General features: G+C 66.7%; 24 protein-coding genes. 6 read left to right on the top strand and 18 right to left on the bottom strand.

All coding sequences use genetic code 11. From position 1 onward, the window contains the following. Positions 1-77: 77 nt before the first annotated feature. The 5 genes from IAE34_RS05770 to ubiE form a co-directional block, all read right to left on the bottom strand. Entirely contained in the window at positions 78-413 is a 336-nt protein-coding gene (locus IAE34_RS05770) for a phosphoribosyl-ATP diphosphatase (protein WP_200137901.1), read from the bottom strand. A gap of 2 nt (positions 414-415) precedes the next feature. After that, positions 416-808 carry a phosphoribosyl-AMP cyclohydrolase gene (gene hisI / locus IAE34_RS05765; protein ID WP_200137900.1) on the bottom strand — a complete coding sequence of 131 codons (393 nt, stop codon included), beginning with the start codon at positions 806-808 and terminating at the stop codon, positions 416-418. A 73-nt stretch (positions 809-881) separates the two neighbouring features. Continuing rightward, positions 882-2,492, bottom strand: coding sequence for a ubiquinone biosynthesis regulatory protein kinase UbiB (ubiB, locus tag IAE34_RS05760; RefSeq protein WP_200137899.1), 1,611 nt, complete (start codon positions 2,490-2,492; stop codon positions 882-884). After that, complete coding sequence (locus IAE34_RS05755) at positions 2,489-3,112, bottom strand: ubiquinone biosynthesis accessory factor UbiJ (RefSeq protein WP_200137898.1); 624 nt, start codon at positions 3,110-3,112, stop codon at positions 2,489-2,491. The genes ubiB and IAE34_RS05755 overlap by 4 nt, the downstream gene beginning before the upstream one ends. Continuing rightward, complete coding sequence (ubiE, locus tag IAE34_RS05750; RefSeq protein WP_200137897.1) at positions 3,112-3,882, bottom strand: bifunctional demethylmenaquinone methyltransferase/2-methoxy-6-polyprenyl-1,4-benzoquinol methylase UbiE; 771 nt, start codon at positions 3,880-3,882, stop codon at positions 3,112-3,114. The genes IAE34_RS05755 and ubiE overlap by 1 nt, the downstream gene beginning before the upstream one ends. A 124-nt stretch (positions 3,883-4,006) precedes the next feature. On the opposite strand from ubiE, the gene IAE34_RS05745 reads away from it, so the two are divergent. Together IAE34_RS05745 and IAE34_RS05740 are read left to right on the top strand one after the other, a co-directional pair. Further along, positions 4,007-4,282, top strand: a complete 276-nt coding sequence (locus IAE34_RS05745) for a polyhydroxyalkanoic acid system family protein (protein ID WP_200137896.1) — start codon at positions 4,007-4,009, stop codon at positions 4,280-4,282. 235 nt (positions 4,283-4,517) lie between these two features. Next, positions 4,518-5,240: a phasin family protein gene (locus tag IAE34_RS05740; protein ID WP_200137895.1), complete on the top strand. Its 723-nt coding sequence runs from the start codon at positions 4,518-4,520 to the stop codon at positions 5,238-5,240. A gap of 57 nt (positions 5,241-5,297) precedes the next feature. Here the strand turns inward: IAE34_RS05740 and IAE34_RS05735 are convergent, their stop codons facing one another. The 13 genes from IAE34_RS05735 to gshB form a co-directional block, all read right to left on the bottom strand. After that, positions 5,298-5,912 carry a TetR/AcrR family transcriptional regulator gene (locus IAE34_RS05735; protein WP_200137894.1) on the bottom strand — a complete coding sequence of 205 codons (615 nt, stop codon included), beginning with the start codon at positions 5,910-5,912 and terminating at the stop codon, positions 5,298-5,300. Between the two features lie 29 nt (positions 5,913-5,941). Continuing rightward, positions 5,942-6,805 (bottom strand): poly(3-hydroxyalkanoate) depolymerase, encoded by an 864-nt coding sequence (phaZ, locus tag IAE34_RS05730; RefSeq protein ID WP_200137893.1) that lies wholly within the window; start codon positions 6,803-6,805, stop codon positions 5,942-5,944. Between the two features lie 55 nt (positions 6,806-6,860). Beyond that, the gene (gene phaC / locus IAE34_RS05725) at positions 6,861-8,540 is read right to left on the bottom strand and encodes a class II poly(R)-hydroxyalkanoic acid synthase (protein ID WP_200137892.1); all 1,680 of its coding nucleotides are present in this window, start codon (positions 8,538-8,540) and stop codon (positions 6,861-6,863) included. A gap of 232 nt (positions 8,541-8,772) precedes the next feature. Then, the gene (locus IAE34_RS05720) at positions 8,773-9,150 is read right to left on the bottom strand and encodes a gamma-butyrobetaine hydroxylase-like domain-containing protein (protein ID WP_200137891.1); all 378 of its coding nucleotides are present in this window, start codon (positions 9,148-9,150) and stop codon (positions 8,773-8,775) included. 140 nt (positions 9,151-9,290) lie between these two features. Next, the gene (gene hslU / locus IAE34_RS05715; RefSeq protein WP_200137890.1) at positions 9,291-10,634 is read right to left on the bottom strand and encodes an ATP-dependent protease ATPase subunit HslU; all 1,344 of its coding nucleotides are present in this window, start codon (positions 10,632-10,634) and stop codon (positions 9,291-9,293) included. 76 nt (positions 10,635-10,710) lie between these two features. Next, complete coding sequence (gene hslV, locus IAE34_RS05710) at positions 10,711-11,241, bottom strand: ATP-dependent protease subunit HslV (RefSeq protein ID WP_200137889.1); 531 nt, start codon at positions 11,239-11,241, stop codon at positions 10,711-10,713. A 199-nt stretch (positions 11,242-11,440) separates the two neighbouring features. Continuing rightward, positions 11,441-12,712, bottom strand: a complete 1,272-nt coding sequence (locus tag IAE34_RS05705) for a dihydroorotase (RefSeq protein WP_200137888.1) — start codon at positions 12,710-12,712, stop codon at positions 11,441-11,443. Next, positions 12,709-13,713, bottom strand: coding sequence for an aspartate carbamoyltransferase catalytic subunit (locus tag IAE34_RS05700; protein ID WP_200137887.1), 1,005 nt, complete (start codon positions 13,711-13,713; stop codon positions 12,709-12,711). Before IAE34_RS05700 ends, IAE34_RS05705 begins: the two co-directional genes overlap by 4 nt. A gap of 11 nt (positions 13,714-13,724) precedes the next feature. Beyond that, positions 13,725-14,243, bottom strand: a complete 519-nt coding sequence (pyrR, locus tag IAE34_RS05695) for a bifunctional pyr operon transcriptional regulator/uracil phosphoribosyltransferase PyrR (protein WP_200137886.1) — start codon at positions 14,241-14,243, stop codon at positions 13,725-13,727. A 46-nt stretch (positions 14,244-14,289) separates the two neighbouring features. After that, complete coding sequence (ruvX, locus tag IAE34_RS05690) at positions 14,290-14,715, bottom strand: Holliday junction resolvase RuvX (RefSeq protein ID WP_200137885.1); 426 nt, start codon at positions 14,713-14,715, stop codon at positions 14,290-14,292. Next, positions 14,715-15,284 (bottom strand): YqgE/AlgH family protein, encoded by a 570-nt coding sequence (locus tag IAE34_RS05685; RefSeq protein ID WP_200137955.1) that lies wholly within the window; start codon positions 15,282-15,284, stop codon positions 14,715-14,717. Before IAE34_RS05685 ends, ruvX begins: the two co-directional genes overlap by 1 nt. Positions 15,285-15,381: 97 nt before the next feature. Next, the gene (locus tag IAE34_RS05680; RefSeq protein ID WP_200137884.1) at positions 15,382-16,281 is read right to left on the bottom strand and encodes an energy transducer TonB; all 900 of its coding nucleotides are present in this window, start codon (positions 16,279-16,281) and stop codon (positions 15,382-15,384) included. 106 nt (positions 16,282-16,387) lie between these two features. After that, positions 16,388-17,359, bottom strand: coding sequence for a glutathione synthase (gshB, locus tag IAE34_RS05675; protein WP_200137883.1), 972 nt, complete (start codon positions 17,357-17,359; stop codon positions 16,388-16,390). A gap of 248 nt (positions 17,360-17,607) precedes the next feature. On the opposite strand from gshB, the gene pilG reads away from it, so the two are divergent. Genes pilG through IAE34_RS05655 form a run of 4 tightly spaced genes read left to right on the top strand, consistent with a single transcriptional unit; the run spans position 17,608 to position 21,057 of the window. Beyond that, positions 17,608-18,009 (top strand): twitching motility response regulator PilG, encoded by a 402-nt coding sequence (pilG, locus tag IAE34_RS05670; RefSeq protein WP_200137882.1) that lies wholly within the window; start codon positions 17,608-17,610, stop codon positions 18,007-18,009. Positions 18,010-18,056: 47 nt separating this feature from the next. Continuing rightward, positions 18,057-18,422 (top strand): twitching motility response regulator PilH, encoded by a 366-nt coding sequence (pilH, locus tag IAE34_RS05665; protein WP_200137881.1) that lies wholly within the window; start codon positions 18,057-18,059, stop codon positions 18,420-18,422. Then, positions 18,419-18,973: a chemotaxis protein CheW gene (locus IAE34_RS05660; RefSeq protein WP_200137880.1), complete on the top strand. Its 555-nt coding sequence runs from the start codon at positions 18,419-18,421 to the stop codon at positions 18,971-18,973. Before pilH ends, IAE34_RS05660 begins: the two co-directional genes overlap by 4 nt. Before the next feature lie 26 nt (positions 18,974-18,999). Further along, positions 19,000-21,057, top strand: coding sequence for a methyl-accepting chemotaxis protein (locus IAE34_RS05655; protein ID WP_200137879.1), 2,058 nt, complete (start codon positions 19,000-19,002; stop codon positions 21,055-21,057). Positions 21,058-21,062 lie beyond the last annotated feature (5 nt).

Below are 21,062 nucleotides of genomic sequence, written 5' to 3'. Positions count from 1 at the left end.
TGAAAATGTATGTGTCGGGCAGCGCCGCTGCGCGCGCTCACCGCTGACAGGCTTGCAGCGCAGCGCTGCGGCCGGGATCAGGCGGACGGCTGGCGCGCGGCCTTCTCGTCGTGCCCGGACAAGCCGAAGCGGCGATCCAGTTCGTCCAGCACCGCCTGCGGATGCTGGCCCAGTGCGCTGAGCATCACCAGGCTATGGAACCACAGGTCGGCGGTCTCGTAGATGACATCGCGGCAATCGTGGCTGTTGGCGGCGTCCTTGGCGGCGATGATGGTTTCGATCGACTCCTCGCCGAGCTTTTCCAGAATCTTGTTCAGGCCCTTGTGGTACAGGCTGGCCACGTAGGAGCTGTCGGGTGCCGCCTGCTTGCGCTGTTCGAGCACCTCGGCGAGGCGGTCAAGCGTGTCGCTCATGTTCAGTGTCCTGCGTTGTAGATGGCGTCCGGGTCCTTGAGAACCGGATCGACGATTTTCCATTGGCCGTCTTCGAAGACGCGATAGAAGCAGCTTTCACGGCCGGTATGGCAGGCGATGTGCCCCAACTGCTCGACCATGAGGATGACCACGTCGGCGTCGCAGTCCAGGCGCAGTTCGTGCAGCGTCTGCACGTGGCCCGATTCTTCGCCCTTGCGCCACAGTTTGCCGCGCGAACGTGACCAGTAGATGGCGCGATGCTCGGCGGCGGTGAGGGCCAGGGCTTCCCGGTTCATCCAGGCCATCATCAATACGCGCCCGGTCTTGTGGTCCTGGGCGATCGCCGGTACCAGGCCATCGCTGTTCCACTTGATCTCGTCCAGCCAGTCTTTCATCGTCGACTCCCACTCGGACCCGCTCCCATACCGGGTCCATTGCCGCTAGTGTGCCAGCCAGCCGCGCGCCTGGCTATCGGCGCACGACCAGGTACAACCCGGCAGCGAGCATCAGCCAGGCGGGCCATGCGGCCGGTGCGCTGAGGCTGGCCGCGCCGGCGGCGAGGGTCGCACCACCGGCCAGCAGGCCGGCACCGAGCAGGCGCAGCGCCCAGCGATCGCCGCGCTGCTGGCGCTCGGGCAGTTGCGAATTGTGCAGGTGCGGTTGCGACAGGCGCTCCAGCAGGTCGCGGGTCATGTCGGCCAGGTGGGGCAGTTGCTCGGCCTGGCTGTACAGGTTGCCCAGCACCGCCTTGGGGCTCATGCGCTCGCGCATCCAGCGCTCCAGGTACGGCTTGGCGGTGCTCCACAGGTCCAGCTCGGGGTACAGCTGGCGGCCCAGGCCTTCGATGTTGAGCAAGGTCTTCTGCAGCAGGACCAGCTGTGGCTGCACCTCCATGTTGAAGCGCCGCGCCGTCTGGAACAGGCGCATCAGCACCTGGCCGAAGGAAATATCCTTTAACGGTTTTTCGAAGATCGGCTCGCAGACGGTGCGGATCGCCGCCTCGAACTCATTGACCTTGGTATTGGCCGGCACCCAGCCCGAATCGATGTGCAACTGCGCCACGCGGCGATAGTCGCGCTTGAAGAAGGCGATGAGGTTGCGCGCCAGGTAGTCCTGGTCCTCGTCGGTGAGGCTGCCGACGATGCCGCAGTCGATGGCGATGTACTGCGGGCTCCAGGGCTTGACGGTGCTGACGAAGATGTTGCCCGGGTGCATGTCGGCGTGGAAGAAGCTGTCACGGAACACCTGGGTGAAGAACACCTCCACGCCGCGCTCGGCCAGGGCCTTCATGTCGGTGCGCTGGTCGGCCAGGGTGGCCATGTCGGTGACCGGCACGCCGTAGATACGCTCCATCACCAGCACTTTCGGGCGGCAGAAATCCCAGTACACCTGGGGCACGTACATCAGGTCCGAGCCTTCGAAGTTGCGCCGCAGCTGGCTGGCGTTGGCCGCCTCGCGCAGCAGGTCGAGCTCGTCGTAAATGGTTTTCTCGTAGTCGCCGACCACCTCGACCGGGTGCAGGCGACGGGCATCGGCGGAAATGCGCTCGGCGCCCTTGGCGATCAGGAACAGCCAGGCCAGGTCCTGGGCGATCACCGGCTTGAGGCCGGGACGCACCACCTTGACCACCACTTCCTCGCCGCTCTTGAGCCGCGCGGCATGCACCTGGGCCACCGAGGCCGAAGCCAGCGGCTCGACGTCGAAACGGCTGAACACCTCGCCGACCTTGGCCCCCAGCTGCGCTTCGATCAGCGCCACGGCTCGCTGCGGATCGAACGGCGGGACCCGGTCCTGCAGCAGCATCAGCTCGTCGGCGACGTCGGTGGGCAGCAGGTCGCGGCGGGTGGACAGCAACTGGCCGAACTTGATGAAGATCGGCCCCAGGTCCTGCAACGCCAGGCGCAGGCGTGCGCCCCGGCTGAGCGCGCTGCGCTTGCGCGGCAGCCAGCGCCACGGCAGCAGCAGGCGCAGGCTGAGCAGCCACCAGGGCAGGGGCAGGTCGAACAGCAGGTCATCGAGGCGGTAGCGGATCACGACGCGCTGGATGCGCAACAGACGGCGAACGGCGAGCAGCTTCATGCGATATCGCTGGAATCAGGAGTGGAGGAAAGGCGGCGGATGCGCGCCTCGAGACGTTCGATATCGATCTTCAGGGCGTCCAGCTCGCTGAACGCGGCCTCGGCTTCGCGCTGGCCGACCAGCGTACGGGCCTCTTCGGCCAGGTACTCGGACAGGTTCTGGCCGAAGCGCGTCAGGCCCTGGCGGGTCCATTGCGTGCGCTGGCGCAGGTGACCGGCCAGCAGCGCGGTGGGCACCGGGCCGAGCCAGCGGGACAGTTCGTACTCCCAGTCCAGTTCCAGGTCCTGCAGCACGCCGACCAGGTCGAGCAGCACGGCGCTGTCGCCATGCAATTGCACCTGGGGGCTGTGCAGCACGGCGGTCTTGTCCCTGGCCAGGGCCAACTGCACCAGGCTCGCGGCAGGGGCGCGCAGGGTGCAGTGCACCTCGCCCTCCCAGTGCGCGGCCAGCATCAGGCCCTCGTCGTCGGGCAGGATGAACAGTTGCAGGGCCGGCTGGCGGCAGTCGATGGCGATCACCTTGCCTTCGAGCGCGCCCAGGCGCGGTAGTGCCGTGCTGTCCAGGCGCAGCACGCGGTTGAGCCCGTGCTCGACGCTGGCGAGCAGGCCGGCCAGGAGCATCAGGGCTTGATCCCCCGGTGCAGGGCGACGATGCCGCTGGTCATGTTGTGGTAGGTGACGCGGTCGAAACCGGCGGCGACCATCATGCTCTTGAGGGTTTCCTGGTCGGGGTGCATGCGGATCGATTCGGCCAGGTAGCGGTAGCTTTCCGAGTCGTTGGTGATCAGCTTGCCGGCCAGCGGCATGAAGGCGAAGGAATAGGCGTCGTAGGCCCGCGACATCAGCTTGTTGGTGGGCTTGGAGAACTCCAGCACCAGCAGGCGCCCGCCCGGCTTGAGCACCCGCAGCATGGAGCGGATGGCATCTTCCTTGTGGGTGACGTTGCGCAGGCCGAAGGCGATGGTCACGCAGTCGAAATGGTTGTCTGGAAAGGGCAGCTTCTCGGCGTCGGCCTGGACGAACTCGATGTTGCCGGCCACGCCGCGGTCGAGCAGGCGGTCACGGCCGACCTTGAGCATCGACTCGTTGATGTCGGCCAGCACCACCTGGCCGGTGGGGCCGACCAGGCGCGAGAACTTGGCGGCCAGATCGCCCGTGCCGCCGGCGATGTCGAGCACGCGGTTGCCCGGGCGCACGCCGGACAACTCGATGGTGAAGCGCTTCCACAGGCGGTGCATGCCACCGGAGAGCACGTCGTTCATCAGGTCGTACTTGGCGGCCACGGAGTGGAAGACCTCGGCGACCTTCTTGGCTTTCTGGCTCTCGGGAACGTCCTGATAGCCGAAATGGGTGGTGGGTTCGGCGGAATCGCCTTTGCGCTGGTCGTTCATATCGCTTCACCGGGAAAAAGTACCGCCATTCTAGGGTGAACCGGCGGATTTGTCTTGGCGGGGTGAACCCGCTGGCACGGGCGGGCATAATGCCGATCATGTCTCAATTGCCTGGATACCCCGCATGACTCAGATCAGCGTCGAACGCAAACATTCCCTTGGCCGCGAAGCCGCCCGGGCCAAGGCCCAGGCCCTGGTCGAGCGGCTGTCGCGCGAGTACGACCTGAAGGCCACCTGGGACGGCGACCGGGTCGATGTGGCGCGCAGTGGCGCCAAGGGCAGCGTGCTGATCGGCGAGGACAGCATCCGCATCGACCTCAAGCTGGGCATGATGCTGTCGATGATGAGCGGCACCATCAAGGGCGAGATCGAACGGGCGCTGGACAAGACGCTGGTGTGAACTGCCCTGGGCTCTAGGCGCTCGTTTCAGACAGCGGCTAGGGTGAGCATTCTAATTTCTGCCTCTACAGTGGTCTTGCGCGTCGAGGGACGCACGCGGGCGTTCGCTACCGAGCCCCCGCTGCCTTGAATCGCGTGCGCTTAGCGTCTACACCTGACGTTGAAGCGTTGTCCATCACGCTCGAACAGCGCATCGGTTGCTCGGGCATGTCGTGCATACCATCGAGGAGAGCAGGATGGCTGGCAAGAAAAGCACCGAAAAGGCAGGCAGTTCCTGGATCGGCGGCGTCGAGAAGTACTCGCGCAAGATCTGGCTGGCGGGCCTGGGCATCTATTCGAAGATCGATCAGGACGGCCCCAAGCTGTTCGATTCTCTGGTCAAGGATGGCGAAAAGGCCGAGAAGCAGGCCAAGAAGGATGCCGGTGCGGCCAAGTCGGCCGGCACGTCCCGGGTGTCCGACGTCAAGGACCGTGCGCTGGGCAAGTGGAGCGAACTGGAAGAGGCGTTCGACAAGCGCCTGAACGGTGCCATCTCGCGCCTGGGCGTGCCCAGCCGCAACGAGATCAAGGCGCTGCACGAGCAGGTCGAGCACCTTGCCCGGCAGATCGAGAAACTCACGGGTGAAACCGGTACCTCGAGCAAGGCGTCTTCCACCAAGGCATCCTCGGCCCGAAGCGCGGCCAAACCGCTGAGCAAGGCCCCGGCCAAGGCGCCGGCGAAAACCGCGGCCGCCAAACCGGCGAGCAAGGCCAGCACCGCCAAGGCCAGCACCACCAAGGCCACGTCCGCCAAGCCCGCGACCGCTGCCAAACCCGCCGCCAAGGCTGCTGCCAAACCCGCTGTGGCCCGCAAGCCGGCCGCGAAAAAGCCCGCGGCCACCTCTGCCGCAGCGCCTTCCAGTGCTGCGTCGGCCAGCAGCGACACGCCGGCCTCTTCGGGCACTTCCGCCCAAGGCTGATGGCGGGTACGACGATCGCAGGCGCGCCTGCGGTCGTTGCCTGAGTTTGCCTTGCACTCAGCCCTTCAGGTACTTCCCCGCCAGCGCTTGCACGGCGCCGCGCGCCGGCTCGGCCAGGTGCGGCACCACCAGCATCATGGCCTGGTAGACCACCACCGCCTCATCGCCCATGTGCCCCAGCACCCGCTGGTAATCCAGCGAGAACAGCAGGGTCAGGGTGATCTGCTCCACCAGCAGGCCCAGCGCCTGGGTGTCGCTGGTCACCAGGCCTTGTCCCTTGAGGCTGGCCAGCAGCTTCGACAGGGCGCGTTTCAGCCCGTCGATCAAGCGGCGCATACCGCGCGCCAGCCTGGGTAGGCGGCCGGCCAGGTTGGACAGGTCCTGGAACAGAAAGCGATAGTGCGCCATGCGCTCGACGATCAGGTGCAGGAACAGCCAGTGGTCCTCGGCGCGCAAGCGCACGCCCAGCGGCGGATCGAGCAGCGGCGTCAGTTCTTCCTCCAAGCGCGCGAACAGGCCCAGCACCAACGGTTCCTTGCCGTGGAAGTGGTAGTAGAGGTTGCCGGGGCTGATGCCCAGTTCGGTGGCGATCTGCAGCGTCGATACGTTCGGCTCGCCCTGCTGGTTGAACAGCGTCAGGGCGCAATCGAGGATGCGATCGCGGGTCTTCATGGGTGTGCCCGTCGGTGGGTTGCGGCCATCTACGCTTTACCCGTGCCCGGCGAGGCCGGTCGCGGGTGCACCACCGCGCGCTGACGCTCCTGCTGGAGAAACTTCATGATGATCGGCGCCACGGCCTCGGCGCGGGTGATCAGGAACAGGTGGCCGTCGTCGAGGATGTGCAACTGGGCATTGGGAATGCGCCAGGCCAGCAGGCGCATGTTGACCAGCGGGATCAGCGGATCGTCGTCACCGGCCAGCACCAGGGTCGGCTGCTGGATCTTGTGCAGCCAGTGAATGCTCGTCCAGCCCAAGCCCGCGAACAGCTGCCAGTAGTAGCCGGTCTTGCCGCCGGAGCGCACCTTGGCCGCATGGTGCAGGGCCAGGTCGGGGTCGCGGCGAAAGGCGCCGCCATAGATCATCGGCGCGATGCGCAGCACATGGGAGGGCTGCACGTAGCGCCGAGGACTGGCCATCATCCACAGCACCTTCGGCTTGCCCGGCACCATGAAGGCCCCGGCAGCGGTGGCGGCGAGCACCAGCTTGCGGCAGCGCTCGGGGTAGTCGTGGGCGAACTGCTGGGCCAGGGCGCCGCCCCAGGACACACCGATGACGTTGACCTGGCCGTAGTCCAGGTAGTCGAGCATGCGCGCCGTGAGTTTGGCCAGGCCAGGGAAACGGTAGGGGTGGCGCGGCGTGGACGAGCCCCCGACGCCGGGCACGTCGAAGGCGATGACTTCCAGGTCCGGGTCCAGCGCCTCGATGAACGGGAATACCAGCTCCAGGTTGGCACCGATGCCGTTGAAGATCAGCAACGGCGTGAGGTGCGGCTTGCCGGGGCGAACCGCCGTGCGGATGGACTGGTTGTCCAGCTCGACGGTCCTGAACACATAAGGTTGCGACATGCGCCTGACTCTAGGGTGAATGAAGCGCCGCGCCCCGACGAAGGGCGGGCAGGGTTCAGCGTTCGTGTACGTAGGTGCCTGGCGCGGCTTCGGCAGCGCCGTAGGCGCGATTGCCCAGGCGCGCGGGTGCCTTCTTCAGCGCCCCGGCGCGCTCGCCCAGCCAACGCTGCCAGTGCAGCCACCACGAGTCGGCATGCTTGACGGCGTTTTCCTGCCAGGCCTGCGGGTCGTCGGGGCGGTCCTCGCCGGTCTGGAAGCGTGCCTTGGGATTGCCGGGCGGGTTGAGGATGCTCTGAATGTGACCGCTGTTGGACAGCACGAACTCGATGTGACCGCCGAACAGGTGCGCCGAGCGATAGCACGAAGGCCAGGGGGTGATGTGGTCGGCGCTGCCGGCGACGCTGTAGATGTCGCAGCCTACCTGCTTGAGGTCGATGGCGGTGCCACACACTTCCAGGGCGCCGGCTCGGGTCAACGGGTTGTTCTTGAACATTTCGATCAGGTCGCCGTGGAAGGCCGCGGGCAGGCGCGTGGTGTCGTTGTTCCAGAACAGGATGTCGAACACCGGCGGCTCGTTGCCGAGCAGGTAGTTGTTCACCCAGTAGTTCCAGATCAGGTCGTTGGGGCGCATCCAGGCGAACACCTTGGCCATGTCGCTGCCTTCGAGCACGCCGGCCTGGTAGGAGTGGCGCTTGGCCGCCTCCAGGGTGGTCTCGTCGACGAACAGCGCCACGTCGGTGTCGACCGTGGTGTCCAGCACGCTGACCAGCAGGGTGAGGGCGTTCACCTTGGTTTCGCCCAGGGCGGCGTAGTGGCCGAGCAAGGCGGTGCAGGTGATGCCTCCGGAACAGGCCCCGAGCATGTTCAGGTCCTTGCTGCCGGTGATCGCCAGCACGGCGTCGACCGCTTCCTTGAGCGCTTCGATGTAGGTGGACAGGCCCCATTCGCGCTGGGCCTTGGTGGGGTTGCGCCAGCTGATGATGAAGGTCTGCTGGTTGGAGCGCAGGCAGTGGCGCACCAGGCTCTTTTCCGGGCTCAGGTCGAACACGTAGAACTTGTTGATCTGCGGCGGCACCACCAGCAGCGGGCGGGCATGGACCTGTTCGGTGATCGGCCGGTACTGGATCAGCTCGAGCACGTCGTTGCGAAACACCACCGCGCCTTCGCTGGTGGCGAGATTCCGGCCCACCTCGAAGGCGTCCATGTTGACCTGGCTGGGCATGCCGCCGTTGTTGACCATGTCCTTGGCCAGGTTGGCCAGGCCATCGAGCAGGCTCTTGCCGCCGGTCTCGAAGAAGCGCTTGACCGCCTGGGGATTGGCCAGGGTGTTGGTGGGCGCCATGGCTTCGGTCATCAGGTTGATGACGAATTGCCCGCGACTGATGTCCTGGGGCGGCAGGTCGCTTTCGGCGATCCAGGCGTTGAGTTCCTGGCGCCAGGCGAGGTAGGTCTGCAAGTAGCGCCGGTACAGCGGGTTCTGGCTCCAGGTCGGATCGTTGAAGCGGCGATCGTCGCTGGCCGGAAGCAGTTGCGAGCGGCCCAGCAGCACGTCCTTGAGCGCCAGCCCCAGGTGCGCGGCATGCTTGGCGCTGTGCAGGGGCTGGCGCACGGCCTGGCGCAGCACGGTGCGCGCCGAACTGAGCAGGTCCTTGCGACGGATGCCGATGACCGGATTGAGCCCCAGCGTGCTTTCCGAGGCCTGTTTTTGCAGCTCATCGTTGTGCTTGTCACTCATCTGCGACGCTCCGTTGTCTTTAGACGAATAGCGACGACCTGTGGCGCGATCCCGGGCATCGCCGGGTGCTGCGGCTCGGGTGAGCGGGGTCGCACACTGCTGCGGGAGCAGGCTGGATCCCCGGGTTACCCGAGCTTTGTGTCGCGCGCAAGACCGGCCTGTCACTGGCTGTCCATAGGCCATTCAAGCAGAACTCGCAGGAAAATGCGTCACTACGATGACGAGCCTTGACCTAGAGCATCAGCTTGACCACCGACTCTGACGGGTCGCGGGATTTGCCGGCCTTGTGCAGCGCGTCGAGATACTCGGCCCACAACTGCTGCTGGCGCAGGCACAGCTGTTCGAGATACTCCCAGGTGAACAGGCCGCTGTCATGACCGTCGTCGAAGATCAGTTTCAGGGCGTACTGCCCGGCAGGCTCCAGGCCGCTGAGGCCAACGTCGATCTTGCCGACCTGGAGGATGGGATTGCCATGCCCCTGGACCTCGGCCGAGGGCGAATGCACGCGCAGGAATTCGGCGGACAGGTGGTACACCTCGCCAGGCCCATAGGTGAGGGCGAGGGTCCTGGAGGCTTTGTGCAGGTTGATGGCGGAGGGCATGCGAGCCATGGACGCGTCTCTTCTGTGAGCTTCGAGTCGCAAGCTTCAAGCTTCGAGAAGCGATATTCAAGCCATGGCGCAGGATCTGCACACAGGCGCGCCGCAAGCGATGCGCATCGACACATCGCTTGCAGCCGGTAACGCTCGGTTCAGAGGATGTAGCGGGACAGGTCCTCGTTCTGGGCCAGCTCGCCCAGGTGGCCGTTGACGTACGCCGCATCGATGCTCACCGGCGTCTCATCGTGGCCGCTGGCCAGGTCACCGGCACTGAACGACAGCTCTTCGAGCAAGCGTTCGAGCAAGGTGTGCAGGCGGCGAGCACCGATGTTCTCGGTCTTCTCGTTGACCTGGTAGGCGATCTCGGCCAGGCGCTTGATGCCGTCCTCGGCGAAGGCGATGTCCAGCCCTTCGGTCTTGAGCAACTCGCGGTACTGCTCGGTCAGCGAGGCGTGCGGCTCGGTGAGGATGCGCTCGAAGTCCTCGGGCGTCAGGGCCTTGAGCTCGACACGGATCGGCAGACGGCCCTGCAGCTCGGGCACCAGGTCGCTCGGCTTGCTCAGGTGGAACGCGCCGGAGGCGATGAACAGGATGTGGTCGGTCTTGACCATGCCCAACTTGGTGTTGACGGTGCAGCCTTCGATCAACGGCAGCAGGTCGCGCTGCACGCCTTCGCGCGAGACATCGGCGCCGCCGACATTGCCGCGCTTGGCCACCTTGTCGATCTCGTCGATGAACACGATGCCGTGCTGCTCGACCGCTTCCAGGGCCTTGGCCTTGAGTTCCTCTTCGTTGACCAGGCGGCCCGCTTCCTCTTCGCGGACCATCTTCAGCGCTTCCTTGACCTTGAGCTTGCGCGTCTTGCGCTTGCCCTTGCCCATGTTGGCGAACAGGCTCTGCAGCTGGTTGGTCATTTCTTCCATGCCGGGCGGCGCGGCGATTTCCACGCCGACCGAGTCGGCGACTTCGATCTCGATCTCCTTGTCGTCCAGCTCGCCCTGGCGCAGGCGCTTGCGGAACAGCTGGCGGGTATTGGAGTCCCCGCTGGACTGCTGGGCTTCCTCGCTGAAGCTGCTGACCCGCGCCTGGGGCAGCAGGGCATCGAGGATACGGTCCTCGGCGGCGTCTTCGGCGCGGTGGCGCACACGCACGATTTCCTGCTCGCGCAGCATCTTCAAGGCCGCATCGGCCAGGTCACGGATGATCGACTCGACATCGCGACCGACATAGCCCACCTCGGTGAACTTGGTCGCCTCGACCTTGATGAACGGTGCATTGGCCAGCTTGGCCAGGCGGCGGGCGATTTCGGTCTTGCCCACGCCGGTAGGGCCGATCATCAGGATGTTCTTGGGCGTGACTTCGGCGCGCAGCTCGACGGGCAGCTGCATGCGCCGCCAGCGGTTGCGCAAGGCGATGGCCACGGCGCGCTTGGCGTCGTCCTGGCCGATGATGTGGCGGTTGAGTTCGTGGACGATCTCGCGGGGGGTCATGGACATGATAAATTGGGTCCTGTGGCGTGAGTGATCAGCGTGGGAAAAAGTCCCGCGACGGGCGGGACACCAGAGCAGCCGATCACTGGGCCAGGTCCTGCTCCTCGATGGTCAGGTTGTGGTTGGTGAACACGCAGATGTCGCCGGCGATGTTCAGCGCGGTCTCGGCGATCTCGCGGGCCGAGAGGTCGGTCTTGTTCAGCAGGGCGCGTGCGGCGGCCTGGGCGTAGGCGCCACCGGAGCCCATGGCGATCAGGCCGTCTTCGGGCTCGACCACGTCGCCGTTGCCGGTGATGATCAGCGAGGCGTCCTTGTTGGCCACCGCCAGCATGGCTTCCAGACGGCTCAGGGTACGGTCGGTGCGCCACTCCTTGGCCAGTTCGACGGCGGCACGCACCAGGTGCCCGGAGTGCTTCTGCAACTGCGCCTCGAAACGCTCGAACAGGGTGAAGGCGTCGGCGGTGGCCCCGGCGAAGCCGGCGATGACCTCGCCGTTGTACAGGCGTCGGACTTTCTTGGCGTTGCCTTTCATCACGGTGTTGCCCAGGGAAACCTGGCCGTCGCCGCCCATGACGACTTTGCCGTTACGGCGGACAGAAACGATGGTGGTCAAGAGAGAGTCTCCACGCAGCGGGGCGAAAATGCCTGTTGCAGACTCATATGGGGGGAGGGGGGAAGGATTTCAACCGCGCAGGATGAATGGTCGGGCGGGGCTGGAGCCTTGGCTGCCAGCCCCGACGGGGCAAGCCGCTCCCGCAGGTTCGCCACTGCCGTGGGTCTGTGAGAGCGGATTGGCCTGCGATGCGACGGGCTCAGGCCTCGTGGCACACCTGGCCATCGACCAGGGTGTAGCGCACCGCCCCCGGCAGGCAATGACCGATGAACGGGCAGTTGTCGCCACGGGACAGCCAGTGCTCGCCGGCCAGGGTGGAAGCGGCCGGGTCGAACAGCACCAGGTCCGCCGCGCCGCCCACCTTCAGCTCGCCGGCCGGTAGGCGCAGCGCCTGGGCCGGGCCGCTGGACAGGCGCGCCAGCAGGGTGGGCAGATCGAGCAGGCCATCCTCGACCAGGGTCATGGCCAACGGCAGCAGCAGCTCGACGCTGCTGATCCCGGCCTCGGTGGCGCCGAACGGTGCGAGCTTGGCGTCACGCTCGTGGGGCTGATGATGGCTGGAAATGGCCTGGATCACCCCCGCCTTCACCGCCTCGCGCAGCCCGTCGCGGTCGGCCGCGGTGCGCAGCGGCGGCTGCACGTGGTAGAGGCTGGAGAAGTCGCGCAGGGCCTGGTCGGTGAGGATCAGCTGGTACAGCGCCACATCGGCGGTGACCGGCAGCCCCAGTTGCTGCGCCTGGGCGATCAGGCGCGCGCCTCGGGCGCTGGTGATCTGGGTGAAGTGGGCACGCACGCCGGTCTGCTCGACCAGCAGCAGGTTGCGCGCCAGGGCCACGGTTTCGGCGGTTTCAGGGATGCCGGGCAGGCCGAGGAAGCTGGACATCGCACCCTCGTGGGCCAGCCCGCCAGCGGACAGGTCGCGGTCCTGGGAGTGGAACACCACGGTGAGGTCGAAGGTGGCGGCGTATTCCAGGGCCCGGGCCAGGGTACGATTGTTGGGAATTTCCCTGAGGCCATTGCCGAACGCCACGCAGCCGGTGTCGCGCAGGGCCACCAGCTCGGCCAACTGCTCGCCTTCCAGGCCCTTGGTCAGCGCACCGATTGGGTAGACCTTGCTGTTGCCGGCATCGCGAGCGCGGTCCAGGATCAGCTCGGCCACCGCCGAGGTGTCGAGCACCGGCCGGGTCTGCGGTGGGCAGCACAGGCTGGTGACGCCGCCAGCCACCGCAGCGCGGGTTTCGCTGGCGATGCTGCCCTTGCGGCTGTAGCCGGGTTCGCGCAGGGCCACGTCCAGGTCGACCAGGCCGGGCGCGGCGACCAGGCCGGTGGCCTGGAGCGTACGGCTGGCGCTGAAGCCGGCCGGGGCCGCGCCGATGGCGGCGATGCGCGCGCCGTCCAGGTGCAGGTCGGTGACCTGGTCGAGGCCGCTCTGAGGGTCGATCACCCGTGCGCCGATGATGCTGAGGGTCACAGGGCGTTCTCCTGGTCGAGTTGACGTTGCGCGTTCTGGCCGCTCATGGCCATCGACAGCACGGCCATGCGCACGGCGATGCCGTAGGTGACCTGGTTGAGGATCACCGAGTGCTTGCCGTCGGCCACCGCCGATTCGATCTCCACGCCCCGGTTGATCGGGCCCGGGTGCATCACGATGGCATCGGGCTTGGCGCCTGCCAGGCGCGCGGTGGTCAGGCCGAACAGGCGATAGAACTCGCCTTCGCTCGGCAGCAGGCCCCCGGCCATGCGCTCGCGTTGCAGGCGCAGCATGATCACCACGTCGACGTCCTTGAGCCCTTCGGTCAGGTCGCTGTAGACCTTCACGCCGTACTGCTCGATGCCGACGGGAATCAAGGTCTTCGGGCCGATCACGCGGATGTCCGGGCAGCCCAGGGCCTTGAGCGCGAGCATGTCCGAGCGCGCCACCCGCGAGTGCAGGATATCGCCGACGATGGCCACCGACAGCTGTTCGAAGCTGCCCTTGTGCCGACGGATGGTGAGCATGTCGAGCATGCCCTGGGTCGGGTGGGCATGGCGACCGTCACCGCCGTTGATCACCGCCACATCCGGGCACACATGCTCGGCGATGAAATGCGCGGCGCCCGAATCGCTGTGACGCACGACGAACATGTCGGCCGCCATGGCCTCGAGGTTGCGCAGGGTGTCGAACAGCGTCTCGCCCTTGCTGGTGGAAGAAGTCGACACGTTCAGGCTGATGACGTCGGCCGACAGCCGCTGGGCGGCCAGCTCGAAGGTGGTGCGGGTGCGCGTGGAGTTCTCGAAGAACACGTTGCAGACGGTCTTGCCGCGCAGCAGCGGGACCTTCTTCACGGCGCGGGCGCCGACTTCGAGGAAGGAGTCGGCGGTGTCGAGGATTTCGGTGAGCAGTTCGCGGGGCAAACCGTCGAGCGAGAGGAAATGGCGCAGCTGGCCCTGGTCGTTGAGCTGCAGCGGGCGCTTGGCGTCGAATGGCGTCATCGCGGGGACTCTTAAAGGGCGGAAGCGGGGGCGAGGTCCTGGCGCTCGAGGCCGAGCGGCGCGGGACCGGTCAATTTTACCCGCTCATGGGCCGCCAGGGACAGTGTCGCGCCGGCCACGTCGGGGCGGATCGGCAATTCGCCGGCTTCCAGGTCCAGCAGGCACACCAGCGTCACGCTGGCCGGGCGGCCATAGTCGAACAGTTCGTTGAGCGCGGCACGGATGGTGCGGCCGCTCATGAGCACGTCATCGATCAGCACCAGGTGCTGGCCCTCGACCTCGAAGGGCAGTTCCGAGGGCCGGACCTGCGGGTGCAGGCCGTTCTGGCTGAAGTCGTCGCGGTAGAACGAGACGTCGAGGGTGCCCAGGGCGCTGCTGTCGTCCAGCGCCTGCTGAAGGGCCTGGGCGACCCAGACGCCGCCGGTACGGATGCCGATGAAGCGCGGCTCGAGGATGGCGCGGCGCGCCAGGTGGGCGCGAAGGTCGACGGCCATCTGCCGAATCAGTTCGGCGGGATCGGGTAGGCTCATTGCGTGCTCCTTGGGGCGCCGGCGCGACCGGCGGCAAAGCGGATGATCAGGTGTTGGCCTCCAGCCAGCCCTGCAGCAGCAAGGCTGCGGCGATGGCGTCGACCGGGTTGTCGCGGTAGCTGCCACGCGGTCCGCCGCGGGCCATCTGCTCGCCCTTGGCTTCGAAGGTGGTCAGGCGTTCGTCGTGGGTGTGCACCGGCAGGTTGTAGCGCCCGTGCAGGCGGCGCGCGAATTTTTCCGCGCGCTCGCTCATGTCGCTCGCGGTGCCGTCCATGTTCAGCGGCAGGCCGACGACCAGTGCATCGGGCTTCCACTCCTCGATCAGCTTTTCCACCTGCTGCCAGTCCGGCACGCCGTTCTGCGCCCTGAGCGTACACAGCTCACGCGCCTGGCCGGTGACGACCTGGCCGACGGCGACGCCGATCTGGCGCGTGCCGTAGTCGAAGCCCAGCAACAGGCGTAGCGCGGCCATCAGGCGTGGCCTGCCTGGCTGGTGAGCAGGGCGAGGTTGATGCCCAGGCTCTGCGCAGCCGCCTGCAGGCGCTGTTCACAGGCCAGACCGAAGAGGATCTCGGGGTCGAACGGGCAATTGAGCCAGGCGTTGTCGGCCAGCTCCGCTTCCAATTGACCGGCCTCCCAGCCCGCATAGCCCAAGGTGATCAGGCTGCGTTTCGGCCCGATGCCCTCGGCGATGGCGAACAGCACGTCCTGGGAAGTGGACAGCGACAGGCCTTGCAGCGCCACCGTCGCCTGATAGCTGCACTCCTGGCTGTGCAGCACGAAGCCGCGATCGGTCTGCACCGGGCCGCCCTGGTAGATGGGAATCTGCAGGGTGCTGGCCGGGGGTTCTTCGTCCGGGCGCAACTGCTCCAGGATATCGGCCAGGTTCAGCTCCTGCGGGCGATTGACCACCAGCCCCATGGCACCGTTGGCATTGTGCTCGACGATGTAGGTGAGGGTCTGGGCAAAGTTCGGATCGGCCATGTGCGGCATGGCGATGAGGAACTGATGCTTGAGGTAGCTGGGGGCGAGGGTTTTCATGAAGGCTAGTGTGGCGCCAGCGCGCGCCGGGTTCAAGCGTGCTGGCATGGGTTTCACCCGTTGGCCTGTGCCAGCGGCCGTGCAGCTCGGGCGGCGGTCAGTTGCTGGACAGCCGATCACCCCGAGCGAAGCGCCAGGTGCGAATGATTTCCAGGCGATCGAACTCGGCCAGGTCACCGGTGAAGGGGGCGAAGGGCGCGGCCAGGCGCACGATGCGCTGGGCCGCCTGGTCAAGCACCGGCTGTCCCGAGGACTCCAGCACCAGCACCTCGTACAGCGAACCGTCGCGGTTGATCGACACCATCAGGCGCAGGCTGCCGTACAGCTGCTGGCGCCGCGCCTCTTCCGGGTAATTCAGGTTGCCGATGCGCTCGACTTTCTTGCGCCACTCCTCCTTGTACCACGCACCTTTGTCGCGCATGGTCGAGGCGGCGTTCAGGCGGTGGATGCGCGGGCGCTTGGCGTACAACTGCTGTTCGTTGGACAGCTCCGCTTCGAGGCTGGCGATCTGGCTCGACAGCTGCGAACTGTCGAAGGTCGGCGCCGGCTTGGCCGGCTTGGGCTGGGGTGGACTCTCCTTGGGCGCGGACTCGGCCTTCTGGGGCTTGCTGGCGCGGGTGGTCACCGCGGACTTGGCCGGTGGCGGCGGCGTTTCCTTGCGGGCGGCCGGCGGCGGGGTGATGGTATTGACCTTGCTGTCCTGGAACGGCGCCACCTCGGTGGTGGTGGGCACGGCTTTCTTGTCCAGCGTGCCGCTGCCCTGCTGGTTGTCCTGCGCCTGGAAGTCGGCCTTCTCGGGCGGCTTCTCGCTCTTGAACGTGGCCAGGGTGATGTCCATGGTCTGGCGGATCTCGGCCGGTTTGATCGCGCTGAAACTCACCCCGAGGATCAGCGCCAGGTGCACCAGCGCGGCCAGGAACAAGGTGAAGCCGAGCCGATCCACCGGGCGTACGCGCGGTGGCAGCAGGTCGGCGGGAATATCGGCAGGCGAGGTCATCGGCAATCCTGGGCGCGATCGACAGCGGCGGGCGTGGCGCTAGAAGCCGCAAGCAGGCGCGCGCGAGGGCGAGCCTGTGCTGGGCTTGCAGCCTGGAGCGGACCGGTCAAGGCTGCTGGCCACGGCTCCGGTCCTGAAGCTGGCGGGCAATGGCATCCATCAGCTGGCCGCCGATGTCGGTGCCGTAGGCGGCGTCGATCTCGCGGATGCAGGTCGGGCTGGTGACGTTGATCTCGGTGAGCGAGTCGCCGATCACGTCCAGGCCGACGAACAGCAGGCCCTTTTCGCGCAGGGTTGGCCCCACCTGGGCGGCGATCCAGCGGTCGCGCTCGGTCAGCGGGCGGGCTTCGCCGCGACCGCCGGCGGCCAGGTTGCCACGGGTTTCGCCGCTGGCCGGAATCCGCGCCAGGCAATAGGGCACCGGCTCGCCGTCGATCATCAGGATGCGCTTGTCGCCGTCGACGATCTGCGGCAGGTAGGCTTGCGCCATGATCTGCTGATGGCCGTGCTGGGTGAGGGTTTCCAGGATCACCGAGAGGTTCGGGTCGCCCTGGCGATGGCGGAACACCGAGGCGCCGCCCATGCCGTCGAGGGGCTTGAGAATCACATCGCCATGCGTGGCGGCGAACTCGCGCAGGATGTCTGCGCGGCGGCTGACCAGGGTCGGCGCCATGCACTGCGGGAACTGGGTGGCGAACAGCTTTTCGTTGCAGTCGCGCAGGCTCTGCGGCTTGTTGACGATCAACACGCCGTCACGCTCGGCCTGCTCCAGCAGGTAGGTGCTGTAGACGAACTCCATGTCGAACGGCGGATCCTTGCGCATCAGCACCACGTCCAGCTCGCTCAGGGCGCTGTCCTGCTCCTCGCCCAGCTCGAACCAGCGCGCCGGGTCGGCGAAGACCGTCAGCGGCCGACGGCGCGCACGGGCCTGTCCGCCCCCCAGGTAGAGGTCGCGCTGCTCCAGGTAGAACAGCTCCCACCCGCGCGCCTGCGCGGCCAGCAACATGGCCAGCGAACTGTCCTTCTTGTAGGAAATGGACGCGATGGGGTCCATGACAATCCCGAGGCGAACGCTCATGGGTAGATCCTCTAGGCGACCGAGGGCCGCGATGACAATGAAAAGGCGCTCAGGGTGGCGCCGCCAGCGCGACCGGTCAAGGGGCAGGCGGATGGAATGCCTATCCTGACTGTGTTAAAAAGCAGCTGCGAGCCTTCAGCGGCAAGCGGCAGGTAGTGCCCGTCGGCGTGGTTGCGTTTTCCTGCGCCCTGGCGCTGATGGCTGGCAGCGTGCGAGCCGGCAGCTCGCCCCCTCACTGGTAGGCGATTATGGAACAAGCTCTGAAGGTGATGGTGATCGACGATTCGCGCACCATCCGCCGCACCGCCCAGACCCTGCTGAGCGAAGTGGGGTGCGAGGTGATCACTGCCTGCGATGGCTTCGATGCCCTGGCCAAGATCGTCGATCATGCGCCGCGCATCATTTTCGTCGACGTGCTGATGCCGCGTCTGGACGGCTATCAGACCTGCGCGGTGATCAAGCAGCACAGCGTGTTCAAGGACACCCCGGTGATCCTGCTGTCCTCGCGCGATGGCCTGTTCGACAAGGCCCGTGGCCGGGTGGTGGGCTCCGACCAGTTCCTGACCAAGCCCTTCACCAAGGACGAATTGCTCGAGGCGATCCGCGTGCACGTGCCCGGATTCGCCGAACACGCATCGCACGCACCCTGACCGCGCCCTCATTGGCGCGGCCTTCATGTTTCTGATGGGGAAACCGCATGGCCCGAGTTCTGATTGTCGACGACTCGCCGACAGAAATGCACAAACTGACCGGCTGGCTCGAGCAGCACGGCCACCAGGTCCTCAAGGCCAACAACGGTGCGGACGGCGTGGCCCTGGCCCGCCTGAACAAGCCCGATGCCGTGCTGATGGACATCGTCATGCCCGGGATGAATGGCTTCCAGGCCACTCGCCAGCTCAGCAAGGATCCCGAGACCCGCGCCATCCCGGTGATCGTGGTCACCACCAAGGATCAGGAAACCGACCGTATCTGGGCCACGCGCCAGGGCGCGCGCGATTTCCTCACCAAGCCGGTGGAGGAGCACGCGCTGATCGCCAAGCTCAAAGAGGTGCTGGGCGCTTGACCACCCGCCCCCAGGGCGCGTCGCTGACCGCCTTCGAGCTGCTGCTGGACATCGATCGCCGTTGCCGCGCGCTGGTCGCCGCCCAGCCCGCCGAGGACAGTCGCCCGCAGCACTGGAGCGGCATCGGCTTTCGCATCGCCGGGCAGTGGTGGGTGGCGCCCATGGGGGAAGTCGCCGAGGTGCTGCGCGAGCCACGCAGCAGTCGCGTGCCGGGCGTGCAACCCTGGGTGCGCGGCGTGGCCAACCTGCGTGGCCGGCTGCTGCCGGTGATGGACCTGTCGGCCTTTCTCGGTCTCGGCCCGGCGACGGCGGGCAAGCAGCGGCGGGTGCTGGTGCTGGACCACGAGGACCTGTTCGTCGGCCTGCTGGTGGACGAGGTCGTGGGCCTGCAGCACTTCGCCGTGGAAAGCCTGGTCCTGTCGCCCCCGCAACCTCTGATCGGCGCTGCGACGCCTTTCGTCCAGGGGCATTTCCCCCGCGAGCACAACTGGGCGATCTTCAGCCCCTTCACCCTGGCCCAGACCCCGGGCTTTCTCGATGTGGCGCTGTAGAGGAACCCATCAACGTGAGTGTTTCGATGAACAAGCCAGCTCCCACCGTCGTGCCTGAAGCGGTGGCCCAGCGTCCTCGCAGCACCGCGCAGATCACCGTGCTGTTCGTGGTGCTGATCCTGTCGATCGTGCTGCTGTTCGCCAACTTCGCCTACCTCAATACCCAGTCCAACCACGACAAGCAGTACATCGGTCATGCCGGCGAGCTGCGCGTGCTGTCCCAGCGCATCGCCAAGAACGCCACCGAGGCCGCGGCGGGCAAGGCCCTGGCCTTCCGCCTGCTGTCGGATGCGCGCAACGATTTCGAGCGCCGCTGGAAGTACCTGCGCGAAGGCGACAGGACCACCGGGTTGCCACCGGCCCCCGCCACGGTGCGCGACGAAATGGATGCGGTGCGCCAGGACTGGGAGAACCTGCGGCGCAACACCGACGTCATCCTGGCCAGCGAGCAGACCGTGCTGTCCCTGCACCAGGTGGCGGCGACCCTGGCCGAGACCGTGCCGCAGCTGCAGATCGAGTACGAGAAAGTGGTGGAAATCCTCTTGCAGAGCGGCGCACCGGCCAGCCAGGTGGCCGTGGCCCAGCGCCAGTTGCTGCTGGCCGAGCGCATTCTCGGCTCGGTCAACACGGTGCTCGGCGGCGACGAGGCCGCGGTGCAGGCCGCCGACACCTTCGGCCGCGACGCCAGCCGCTTCGGCCAGGTGCTGCAGGGCATGCTCGACGGCAACCCGGCGATCCAGGTGACCCGGGTCGAAGACCCTGACGCCCGTGCGCGACTGGCCGAGATCGCCGAATTGTTCCAGTTCGTGTCCGGCACGGTCGACGAGATCCTCGAGACCTCGCCCGAGCTTCAGCACGTGCGCGAAGCGGCCAGCAATATCTTCAGCCTGTCGCAGACCCTGCTCGACGAAGCCTCGCACCTGGCCACCGGCTTCGAGAACCTGGCCGGGCGCACCCTGGATACCGTCGGCGGTTATGTGCTGGGGCTGCTGGCGCTCACCTCGATCATCCTCATCGGCCTGGTGATGGTGCGCGCGACCAGTCGCCAGCTGCGCGACACCGCGCAGAAGAACGAGCGCAACCAGCAGGCGATCATGCGCCTGCTCGACGAAATCGAGGAGCTGGCCGACGGCGACCTGACTGTCAATGTCTCGGTCACCGAGGACTTCACCGGCGCCATCGCCGACTCCATCAACTATTCGGTCGACCAGCTGCGCGACCTGGTGGCGACCATCAACCACAGTGCCGAACAGGTGGCCGCCGCCGTGCAGGACACGCAGAACACTGCGCGCCAGCTGGCCAAGGCCTCGGAGCACCAGGCCGAGCAGATCAGCGAAGCGTCCCTGGCGGTGGGCGACATGGTCGAATCCATCGACCGGGTATCGGCCCATGCCTACGAGTCGGCGAAGGTGGCCGAGCGATCGGTGGCCATCGCCAACAAGGGCAACGAGGTGGTGCACAACACCATCGACGGCATGGACAACATTCGCGAACAGATCCAGGACACCGCCAAGCGCATCAAGCGCCTGGGCGAATCGTCCCAGGAGATCGGCGATATCGTCAGCCTGATCGACGACATCGCCGAGCAGACCAACATCCTCGCCCTCAACGCGGCGATCCAGGCCTCGCTGGCCGGTGAGGCCGGGCGCGGTTTCGCCGTGGTCGCCGACGAGGTGCAGCGCCTGGCCGAACGTTCGTCCTCGGCCACCCGGCAGATCGAGGCGCTGGTGCGCACCATTCAGGCCGACACCAACGAGGCGGTGATCTCCATGGAGCAGACCACTGCCGAAGTGGTGCGTGGCGCGCGTCTGGCCCAGGACGCCGGGGTGGCCCTGGCCGAGATCGAGGGGGTGTCGCAGAACCTGGCCGAGCTCATCCACAGCATCTCCGACGCCGCGCAGTTGCAGACCTCCTCGGCTGGGCAGATTTCCCACACCATGGCAGTGATCCAGCAGATCACCGCGCAAACCTCCCATGGCTCCGGCGCCACCGCCGACAGCATCCGGCACCTGGCGAAGATGGCCAGCGAGATGCGCCGGTCGGTGTCGGGATTCACCCTGCCGGCCCCGGCCGAGCAGAGCTGAGGCAC

The organism is Pseudomonas sp. S30, assembly GCF_016518545.1.
In the GTDB taxonomy this organism is placed as follows: domain Bacteria; phylum Pseudomonadota; class Gammaproteobacteria; order Pseudomonadales; family Pseudomonadaceae; genus Aquipseudomonas.
Note: the sequence above shows the minus strand (reverse complement) of the source record. Positions and strands in the feature narration are given on the sequence as shown.